This window comes from uncultured Allobosea sp., from assembly GCF_945957345.1.
In the GTDB taxonomy this organism is placed as follows: domain Bacteria; phylum Pseudomonadota; class Alphaproteobacteria; order Rhizobiales; family Beijerinckiaceae; genus Allobosea.
This window is the reverse complement of record NZ_CAMFKW010000090.1, coordinates 1-9022: the sequence shown is the minus strand read 5'-3', so window position 1 is coordinate 9022 and position 9022 is coordinate 1. Positions and strand designations below refer to the sequence as shown.

The following is a 9022-nucleotide window of genomic DNA, read 5'->3' as shown; positions in this document are numbered from 1 at the left end:
AGATCTGGCGCGACACCGACAAGGCCCGTTCCGGCATGCTCGCCTTCGCCTTCGATGAGGGCATGTCCTATGAAGGCTATGTCGACTGGGCGCTGGACGTGCCCATGTATTTCGTCAAGCGCGGCGACACCTATCATGACGTCGCCGGCGCTTCCTTCCGCGACCTGCTGGCCGGCCGGCTGCCGCAATTGCCGGGCGAGAAGGCCACCATGTCCGATTGGGCCAACCATCTTTCGACGCTGTTCCCGGAGGTCCGGCTCAAGCGCTTCCTGGAGATGCGCGGCTGCGATGCCGGCCCGCCCGACATGCTGACCGCGATGCCGGCCTTCTGGGTCGGGTTGCTCTACGATGCGACCTCGCTCGATGCGGCCTGGGACCTCGTCAAAGGCTGGAGCACGGCGGAGCGCCAGGCGCTGCGCGATGCCGTTCCGCGCGAGGGACTTGCTGCTTCCATCGGCGGGCGTAGGCTCGCTGAGATCGCTGCCGAAGTGGTGGAGTTGTCGCGCGCCGGCTTAGCCCGCCGGGCCCTCAAGAACGCAACCGGAGAGGACGAGACCCGTTTCCTGGCGCCGTTGAAGGCCATTTTGCAGCGCGGCCAGAACCTCGCGCAAGTGCTGGAAGCGCGCTATCGCGATGCCTGGAACGGCAAGGTCGAGCCCGTCATGACCGAGATGGCGCTCTGACGCTGTCCCCGGAACCTTCATTCTGCACTCGAAAGCCGCGGTTTCGAGCGGATTGTGCCGCGGAAATTAACGAGTTGGATGGGGCTTGTCGCTAACCTAGCGACATGGAGCGGATCAAAGACAGCTTTCTTGAGCTTGTTCGTGACGAACGCGGTGCGACCGCGATCGAGTATGGTCTGGTCGCCGGCCTCATCTCGATCACGATCATCGCCTCGGCCACCCTTTACGGGACCAGTGTCAGCACGATGCTGATGGCAGCAGCCAACCGCCTCGCAGGATTCTGAGGCACGTTATTCGGCCGCCGTCTTGAAGCTCGCCAGGTTGTCGAGGCTCTGGATGATGTGCTCGGCCAACGCATTCGACAGAACCGATGGGTCGAAGCGGGTCCGCAGCAACCCGATCTTGCATGACGGCAAGGTCGCGAAGCCTTCGGATGGGCCGAGGATGCGCATGCCTGGCCTGACCGCACTTTCCGGCAGAACCGAGATCGCAAGCCCGGCCAGGACCGCTGCGCCGACCGCGGTCGAATTCCAGCTCGCGTAGAGCACGCGGAAGCGCCGCCCCTTCGATTCCAGCGCGTCGACCGCAGCCTGCCGCCAGTTGCAGGTCGGCCGCCCCAGCGCGAGCGGCAACGGGTCCTCCTCATGCACGCCGTGGCGCGCCGAGGTGACCCAGAGCAACGGCTCGATCCGGATGATCTCGCCCTGGCCGCGGCTTTCGACATGGGTGATGATCGCGAGGTCGATATCGCCGGTGGCGATCCGCTCCGCCAGCATCGGCGTCGGCTCGCAGACCACCGTGACCTCGGCTCGCGGATTCGAATGGGCGAAGCGCGCCAGGATCTCCGGCAGGTAGCGATCGGCATAGTCGTCGGGCACGCCGAGGCGGATGCGGCCCTTGAGATCCGCATCGGCGAAGGAGGCGACGCATTCGAGATTGAGGCGCACGATCCGGCGGGCATAGTCGAGCAGGCGCTCGCCATCCTCGGTCAGCTTGGCATGGCGGCCGTCACGGCCGAACAGGGGCCGCCCGACCCGCTCCTCCAGCCGCTTCATCTGCATCGAAACGGCAGACTGCGTCTTGAAGACGATCTCGGCTGCGCGGGTGAAGGAGCCCGTATCGGCGATCGCAACGAAGGTCTTGAGCTGATCGGCATCGAGCACATGGGCCATGGGCGATCCCCGTCACTGTTCATCAATATCAGTGTTGCGAGACATCATAACCATTCGTTTGGCTGATGACCAGAGCTTCGCTAGGGTCTCGGTGCTCTCCGAAGTTCTCTGTCAATGGCGCGTCCGGGCGGGGTGGAGAGGCTCAGATTCACGTTCTGCACCGCCAAAGGAGGCCGTCATGCTGCTCATGACCATTACCGCGAAGTCGCTCTCGTCCGTTTCGGCCGGCGTCACGCGTGTTGCCACCATCGGGGTTGTCGGAACGATTCAACTCGTGCGCGCTCTCGCCCATCGCCGTGAGGTGATGCGCCTGGGTGCAGAGCTCGACGAGCGCGGTCTCAAGGATATCGGCCTCGTCCGTTCGGATATCGACGGCGCGCTGGCGACATCTTGGCTGGACGACCCGTCCACCGTCCTGGCAGAGCGCTCGCGCTCTTCCTCGAATCTCGCCGCCGCGCGGCGTGAGCATGCCCTGCGCCATGCCGGTTCGGCACCGATGCTGGCACAGAAGGCCGATATCACGGTTGCACGCTGCGCCTGACCCCTTGGCGACAGCGTCCCTGCGGGCGGGAGCTTCGTGCTTCCGCCCTTTTTCTTGTCTGCGTGAGATTGCGCGCCTGATCCGCGTCAGCGGCGATCCTGGCCGCCGCCGAGCATGGCGTCGAGGATCGACTTCAGCGCGTTCTGATGGTCGTCCTGGATCTGGCGGCCATGCTCGAACATCTGGTTGAGCGCGTCGAGGCCGATCGAGCCCGGCCCGCTGGCGGCGGAGGAGGGCGGGGGGGCCTCAGGCTCCGGTTCTGGCGCGGGCGCACGCCGCGGCGCGCTGCGGGGAGCAGGCGCCGGCTCGGGTGCTGGCTGTTGAGCCATGCCGCCGAACATGCCGCCGAGAATCTGGCCGAGCCCGCCGAACGGGTCGGAGGGAGCCGCCTGCGGGCTGGGCTGTGGCTGGCCGGTCTGGCCGAACATGCCCTTGAGGATCGCCTCGAACGGGTTGCCCGGCATCTGCGGTTGCTGCGGTGCCGGCTGCATGCCGGGCATCTGGCCGCGCATCATCTCGGCGAACTGGCCGAGAATGCCGCCCAGCCCCTCGTTGCTCGATGTCTTGGACAGGCCGCCCATCAGCATCGCGGCGATCACCGGCAGCATCTGCTTGAGGATCGCCTGCGAGACACCGCTGGTCGCGGCCGCCTGCGCCGCGATCGCCTGGCTGACCTCGCGCGAGCCGAAGAGCTGGCTCAACACGTCGTTGCCGGCATTCTGCGCGCCGGCGGGGATGCCGTAGCCGCCGGCCTCGAAGAAGCGGGCATAGGGCGAGGCGGTCATCATCTGGGCGAGCGAGCCGAAGGCGTAGGGGTCGCGCGTCTGCCGCTGCAGCCCCATCGAGAAGGCCGGCAGCAGGGCGTCGAGCGCTGCCTGCGTCTGCTGCATGGACAGGCCGTATTGCTGGGCGAGATTCGGCAGCGCCTGGCCACTCTGGGCCGATTGCATGATATCGAACAGGTTCATCATCGACGCTTCTCCCCGGCCGGCCTTTGGCTCGATGCCTAGGAGGACGATAGCAGGGTGTCCTTGCCTGGCAAATCGATTGCGGCGCTGCGTTGCGCGGCCTTGCGCTCCAATCTTGTGATGCCACGGAAGGCGAAGACCAGCGCCAGCACGCCGAAGGCGACGGCACCCAATGCCGAGCCGGCCAGCGCCCCCTTCGGCCCGGCGAGATGCGCGCCGAGGATGGCGAGCGGCATCGTGCCGAGCGTGGCGCGGCCCCAGCTGAACAGCGTCGACAGGAACGGCATGCCGAGATTGTTGAAGGCGGCATTGGCGACGAAGAGCATGCCGACGAAGATCCACATCGGCCCGGCGATCAGGCAGAAGAACAGCACCAATTCGGCCGTCAGTCCCGTCGCATGGAAGGCCGAGACGATGGCGCCGCGGAAGGTGAAGAGCAGCACCCAGGAGACGAGCACGGAGGCCCCGGCGAAGATCGCAGCATCGGTCAGGCCCCGGCGCATCCGGTCGAAGCGCCCTGCGCCCCAGTTCTGTCCGAGGATCGGCCCGACGGCGCCCGACAGCGCGAAGAGCACGCCGAAGGCTACCGGCACCAGCCGGTCCATGATCGCGAGCGCCGCGACCGCCGTATCGCCGAACCGGGCGACCACGCCGGCAAAGACCGCGTTGGCGATCGGGTTCGAGAGATTGGTCAGGATTGCCGGCCCCGCGATTGCCAAGGTGCGGGCGCTGTCCTGCCGGATGAAGGAGGGGCGCGGCCGCTCGATCATCTCGTGCACGACGACGCAGCCGTGGAAGCCGATGGCGCAGATGATGATTCGCGCCAGCACGATCGCGATCGCGGCGCCATCCGGCCCAAGCCCGAAGCCGAAGATCAGCAGCGGATCGAGCCCGGCCGTGACGATGCCGCCGCCGAGCGTCACGAACATCGCGCGCTTGGCATCGCCGATGGCGCGCAGGATGCCGGAGAAGCCCATTCCGATCGCCATCAGGATGTTTGACGGCAGGACGATATGCAGGAAGGAGAGAGCGACCGCATGCGACTGATCATGCGCGCCCAGGAGCGTGAGCAGCCGCGGCAGAAGCGGCAGCGCGATCAGCGAGAGGATGAGCGCAACGATCGCCGAGAGCGCCATGGTCGAGGCCGCGATGCGCCGCGCCGCCGGACGGTCGCCCGCCCCGACGCTGCGCGAGGTCAGGGCCGTGACGGCGATCATCAGGCCGACATTCACCGAGACCATCAGGTAGAGCACGATCGTGGCAAAGCCGACGCCGGCCGTCGCCTCCGGCCGCCCGAGCCAGGAAACGTAGAGCAGCGAGAGCAGGTCGACGACGAAGACCGCCATCAGGCCAACCGAGCCCGTCGCAGTCATCACCGCGACATGGCGCATCAACGGACCTTCGAGGAAGACGGCCTGCGGCCGGGCCGAAGCCTGGCTCATCGCTCCGGCTCTCCGACGCCGCCGACGGCGACCTCGGCTCCACCATCCTCGATGACCTGCCGCGTCTCGGGCGTGAGCGGCTTCGACTTGCCCTTGGGCGCGACGAGCGGCTCGGGCGTGACGCGCGGCACGCGGTTGATCGCGGCGGCGAGCCCTTCGTTGAACTGGATCTCCATGCGCTGCGCGTCGCGGTCGCGGACATGGTCGATGACGAGCTCGGCCTCGTCGCGGGTCAGGCCCAGCGTTTCCAGTGTGACGCGGCCGAAGCCGAGCGCCGATTCGAATGTCTCGCGCATCTGGAAGTCGACATTCGCCTTCATCAACTCGATCGCATGGATGCGGTCATAGGCCCGCACATGCAGCCGCACGCTTGGGAACTCGGCTTTGACCATCTCGACGATCCTGAGCGCCGCCTGCCTGTCGTCGACGCAGATGCAGATGACGCGCGCCTTGCCGGCGCCGGCCGCACGCAGCACGTCGAGTCGCGTGCCGTCGCCGTAATAGATCTTGAAGCCGAACTGCGCGGCCGAGCGAATGCGTTCGACATCGGAATCGATGACGGTCACGTCGATATGCTGGAGCAGCAGCGCCTGCGTTACGATCTGGCCGAAGCGGCCGAAGCCGATCACCATGACCGGGCTGTCGCCGGCGCCCTCATAATCCTCGTCCATCGTCGCGGGCTTGATGCGGGCGAGCAGCACCGCATCGATCAGCTTGGCGACGACCGGGCCGAGCAGCATGCTGATCGCCGCGAGCGCGGTGACCATCGCCGACTGCCGGTCGGTGAGCAGCCCGTTCGCGAGGCCGAGCGGCAGCAGCACGAAGGCGAACTCGCCGGCCGGCGAGAGCAGGGCGCCGGCCCGGATCGCTTCGAGCCAGGACGAGCAGGACAGGCGCAGGATCGAGGTCACCACCGCGATCTTGAACAGCACGAGCAGCGGCGCGGCGAGCGCCAGCAGCATCCAGTTGTCGGCGACGAGCTTGAGGTCGAGCGACATGCCGACCGCCATGAAGAACAGGCCGAGCAGGACGCCCCGGAACGGCTCGATATCGGCTTCGAGCTCATGCCGGAAATGCGAGTCGGCCAGCATTACGCCGGCGAGGAACGCACCCATCGCCATCGAAAGCCCGACATGCTCCATCAGCAAGGCCGAGCCCAGCACGATCAGCAGCGCGGCCGCCGTCATCACGTCCTTCGCGCCGGTATGGGCGAGGATGCGGAAGAACGGGTTCATCACATAGCGCCCGGCCAGCACGATCAACACCAGCGCGAAGAGCGCGATGCCGAGGCTCGCCAGCGCCATCATCGGGCTGCCGGTCTCCTTCCCGCCCGTGGTCGCGAGCAGCGGCAAGAGCGCCAGCACGGGTGCAATCGCCATGTCCTGGAACAGCAGGATCGAGAAGGTGCGCCGGCCATAGGTCTCGTTGCCGTCGCCACGCTCCTCCAGCAATTGCAGCGCGATCGACGTCGCCGAAAGCGCGAGCGACACGCCGACCGCGACGGCGCCTGCCGCCGACAGGCCGAAATACCAGCCGGTGAGGCCGATGCCGCCGGCGCTGAGCGCCATCTGCGCGAGGCCGGAGCCGAGAATGTCCTTGCGCATCGAATAGAGTCGAGAGGGCTGCAATTCGAGGCCGACGAGGAAGAGCAGCAGCACGACGCCGATCTCGGCCGTGCCGCGGATCGCGTCGGGATCCTTGATCACGCCGAGGAGCGAGGGGCCGATGACGATGCCGGCCGCGAGATAGCCCAGCACCGCCGACTGGCCGAGCTTGCGGAAGAGCGGGACAGCGATCACCGCTCCGGCGCAGAAGGTCAGGATCGGCGGGAGATAGCTGGCATGCGAGGCGGCGTCGGCCATGCGGAACTCGGGGCTTTTGGAACGGGCTTGACGGTCCGGCGCGACGCGCGGCGTGGCGGGCCGTTGCTCTATCTAGGCTTTCGATGACGATCCTGCGAGAGGCAATCGCCGATCAGGGCGGCCTGCGCCGCTTCGCTTCCTTGACATCGCCCCGATCCCGCCGAAAGAAGACGCGGACCGATGGAGATATTTTCGCGCGTGACCAAGCCGCCGCTCGACATCCTGCTTTGCGCCCCGCGCGGTTTCTGCGCCGGGGTGGTGCGCGCCATCGACGCCGTCGAAAAGGCGCTGAAGCTGCATGGCGCGCCGGTCTACGTCCGCCACGAAATCGTCCATAACAAATACGTCGTCGAATCCCTGAAGCGGAAGGGGGCGGTCTTCGTCGCCGAGCTCGACGAGGTGCCCGACGAGACGCGCCCCGTGATCTTCTCGGCCCACGGCGTCGCCAAGGCGGTGCCGGCGGCGGCGAAGGCGCGCAATCTCTTCGCCATCGACGCGACCTGTCCGCTGGTCACCAAGGTCCATCGCGAGGCCGAGGTCCATCACAAGCGTGGCCGTCATATCCTGCTCGTCGGCCATGCCGGCCATCCCGAAGTGATCGGCACGATGGGCCAGCTCCCCGAAGACGCGATCACGCTGATCGAGACGCTTGAGGACGTCGCGACGCTTCAGGCGCCGGAAGGCCGACCGCTCGCCTATGTCACGCAGACGACGCTCTCGGTCGATGACACCCGCGAGATCGTCGAGGCCCTGCAAGCCCGCTTCCCGGAGCTGATCGCACCGCACAAGGAAGACATCTGCTACGCCACGACCAATCGCCAGGAGGCGGTGAAGCGCGTCGCCCCGCAGGTGGATGGGCTGATCGTGGTCGGCTCGCCCAATTCCTCGAATTCGCAGCGTCTGCGCGAGGTCGCCGAGCGCGCCGGCTGCCCGCTCGCAAGGCTCGTGCTGCGTACCGACGAGATCGATTGGTCCGTCTTCGGTAATATCCGCAGCCTCGGCATCACGGCCGGCGCGAGCGCGCCCGAGGTGCTGGTCGAGGAGATCATCGACGCCTTTGCCGCGCGCTACGAGGTCCGCGTCGAGACCGTCTCGACCGCCGACGAGAACGTCTTCTTCCCGCTGCCGCGCGAGTTGCGCGGCGAGGCGACGCCGGACGCGGCCGAATAATCCCAGCAGAAGAGTGCGACCGTGGCCGTCTATACCGAAGTGCCCGATGACGAGATGGCCGCCTTCGTGGCGCGCTACGGCATCGGCGAACTCCTCTCCGCAAAAGGCATCGCCGAAGGCGTCGAGAACTCGAACTACCTGATCCGCACCACGCAGGGCGCCTTCATCCTCACGCTCTACGAGAAGCGGGTGAACCCGGACGACCTGCCGTTCTTCCTCGGCCTGATCCAGCATCTGGCGTCGCGCGGGGTGATCTGTCCGCAGCCGGTCAGCGACAGCCGCGGCGAGATGCTCGGCCGCCTCGCGGGGCGTCCGGCCGCGATCGTCACCTTCCTCGATGGCCTCTCGGTCCGCCGCCCGACCTCCGCCCATTGCCAGGAGCTCGGCCGCGGCCTCGCCTTGCTGCACCAGGCCGGTGCCGATTTCGCGATGGAGCGTGTCAACGCGCTCTCCGTGCCGGGCTGGCGTCCGTTGGCCGAGCAGGCTGGCGCTGACGCCGACAAGGTTTCGCCCGGTCTCGCGCGCCGTGTCGCTGCCGAGATCGCCGTGCATGAGGCGAGCTGGCCGCAAGACCTGCCGCGCGGCGTGATCCATGCCGATCTCTTCCCGAACAACGTCTTTTTTATCGGCGACCGGCTCTCCGGCCTGATCGACTTCTATTTCGCCTGCACCGATGCCTATGCCTATGACCTCGCGATCTGCCTGAATTCCTGGTGCTTCGAGGCCGATGGCTCGTTCAACCTGACCAAGGGCCAGGCCATGCTCGCCGGCTATGAGAGTGTACGGCCCTTGAACGAGGCCGAGGTCGATGCGCTGCCGCAGCTCTGCCGCGGCTCGGCGCTGCGCTTCCTGCTGACGCGCCTGGTCGATTGGCTTAACGTGCCCCCGGGCGCCCTGGTCAAGCCGCATGATCCGCTCGAATACGACCGCAAACTCGCCTTCCACCAGCGCGTCGCCGACGCCCGCGAATACGGATTGAAGCGGTGAGCGGCGATACGGTCGAAGTCTGGACGGACGGTGCCTGCTCGGGCAATCCCGGGCCGGGCGCGCTTGGGGCTTGCCCCATTCGCGCAGCAAAAAACCGCCGGGGCCTGCCATGAGCGATACGGTCGAAGTCTGGACGGACGGCGCCTGCTCGGGCAATCCCGGGCCGGGCGCGCTTGGGGCTTGCCCCATTCGCGCAG

Annotated in this window: 9 protein-coding genes; 5 read left to right on the top strand and 4 right to left on the bottom strand. The window is 67.1% G+C overall.

Features of this window, described 5'->3' with window-relative positions:
- Positions 1-683: glutamate-cysteine ligase family protein (locus tag Q0Q36_RS24445; RefSeq protein ID WP_293802401.1), on the top strand; the 683-nt coding region annotated here is incomplete at its 5' end.
- 104 nt (positions 684-787) lie between these two features.
- Positions 788-967: a Flp family type IVb pilin gene (locus Q0Q36_RS24440; RefSeq protein WP_293802399.1), complete on the top strand. Its 180-nt coding sequence runs from the start codon at positions 788-790 to the stop codon at positions 965-967.
- Positions 968-973: 6 nt separating this feature from the next.
- On the opposite strand, the gene Q0Q36_RS24435 is transcribed toward Q0Q36_RS24440, so the two are convergent.
- Positions 974-1855, bottom strand: a complete 882-nt coding sequence (locus Q0Q36_RS24435) for a LysR substrate-binding domain-containing protein (RefSeq protein WP_293802397.1) — start codon at positions 1853-1855, stop codon at positions 974-976.
- 178 nt (positions 1856-2033) lie between these two features.
- Here Q0Q36_RS24435 and Q0Q36_RS24430 point away from each other — a divergent pair, with 178 nt between their 5' ends.
- A complete protein-coding gene (locus tag Q0Q36_RS24430) occupies positions 2034-2396 on the top strand; it encodes a DUF1127 domain-containing protein (protein ID WP_265058264.1) in 363 nt (120 codons plus the stop codon).
- An 86-nt stretch (positions 2397-2482) separates the two neighbouring features.
- Here Q0Q36_RS24430 and Q0Q36_RS24425 read toward each other — a convergent pair whose 3' ends face one another.
- The 3 genes from Q0Q36_RS24425 to Q0Q36_RS24415 are packed head-to-tail and all read right to left on the bottom strand — an operon-like array spanning position 2483 to position 6668.
- Complete coding sequence (locus tag Q0Q36_RS24425) at positions 2483-3367, bottom strand: DUF937 domain-containing protein (protein ID WP_293802395.1); 885 nt, start codon at positions 3365-3367, stop codon at positions 2483-2485.
- Between the two features lie 35 nt (positions 3368-3402).
- A complete protein-coding gene (locus Q0Q36_RS24420) occupies positions 3403-4806 on the bottom strand; it encodes an MATE family efflux transporter (RefSeq protein WP_293802393.1) in 1404 nt (467 codons plus the stop codon).
- Positions 4803-6668 (bottom strand): monovalent cation:proton antiporter-2 (CPA2) family protein, encoded by a 1866-nt coding sequence (locus Q0Q36_RS24415; protein ID WP_293802391.1) that lies wholly within the window; start codon positions 6666-6668, stop codon positions 4803-4805. The genes Q0Q36_RS24420 and Q0Q36_RS24415 overlap by 4 nt, the downstream gene beginning before the upstream one ends.
- Before the next feature lie 198 nt (positions 6669-6866).
- Between Q0Q36_RS24415 and ispH the strand changes: the two genes are divergently transcribed.
- The gene (gene ispH, locus Q0Q36_RS24410; RefSeq protein WP_293802389.1) at positions 6867-7838 is read left to right on the top strand and encodes a 4-hydroxy-3-methylbut-2-enyl diphosphate reductase; all 972 of its coding nucleotides are present in this window, start codon (positions 6867-6869) and stop codon (positions 7836-7838) included.
- A gap of 21 nt (positions 7839-7859) precedes the next feature.
- Positions 7860-8825 carry a homoserine kinase gene (locus tag Q0Q36_RS24405; RefSeq protein ID WP_293802387.1) on the top strand — a complete coding sequence of 322 codons (966 nt, stop codon included), beginning with the start codon at positions 7860-7862 and terminating at the stop codon, positions 8823-8825.
- Positions 8826-9022 lie beyond the last annotated feature (197 nt).

Excerpts from the sequence above, each read along its gene's own strand:
- Q0Q36_RS24425 (WP_293802395.1), bottom strand. The coding sequence starts at position 3,367 with ATGATGAACCTGTTCGATATCATGCAATCGGCCCAGAGTGGCCAGGCG.
- Q0Q36_RS24420 (WP_293802393.1), bottom strand. The coding sequence starts at position 4,806 with ATGAGCCAGGCTTCGGCCCGGCCGCAGGCCGTCTTCCTCGAAGGTCCG.
- Q0Q36_RS24415 (WP_293802391.1), bottom strand. The coding sequence starts at position 6,668 with ATGGCCGACGCCGCCTCGCATGCCAGCTATCTCCCGCCGATCCTGACC.
- Q0Q36_RS24435 (WP_293802397.1), bottom strand. The coding sequence starts at position 1,855 with ATGGCCCATGTGCTCGATGCCGATCAGCTCAAGACCTTCGTTGCGATC.
- Q0Q36_RS24440 (WP_293802399.1), top strand. The coding sequence starts at position 788 with ATGGAGCGGATCAAAGACAGCTTTCTTGAGCTTGTTCGTGACGAACGC.
- Q0Q36_RS24430 (WP_265058264.1), top strand. The coding sequence starts at position 2,034 with ATGCTGCTCATGACCATTACCGCGAAGTCGCTCTCGTCCGTTTCGGCC.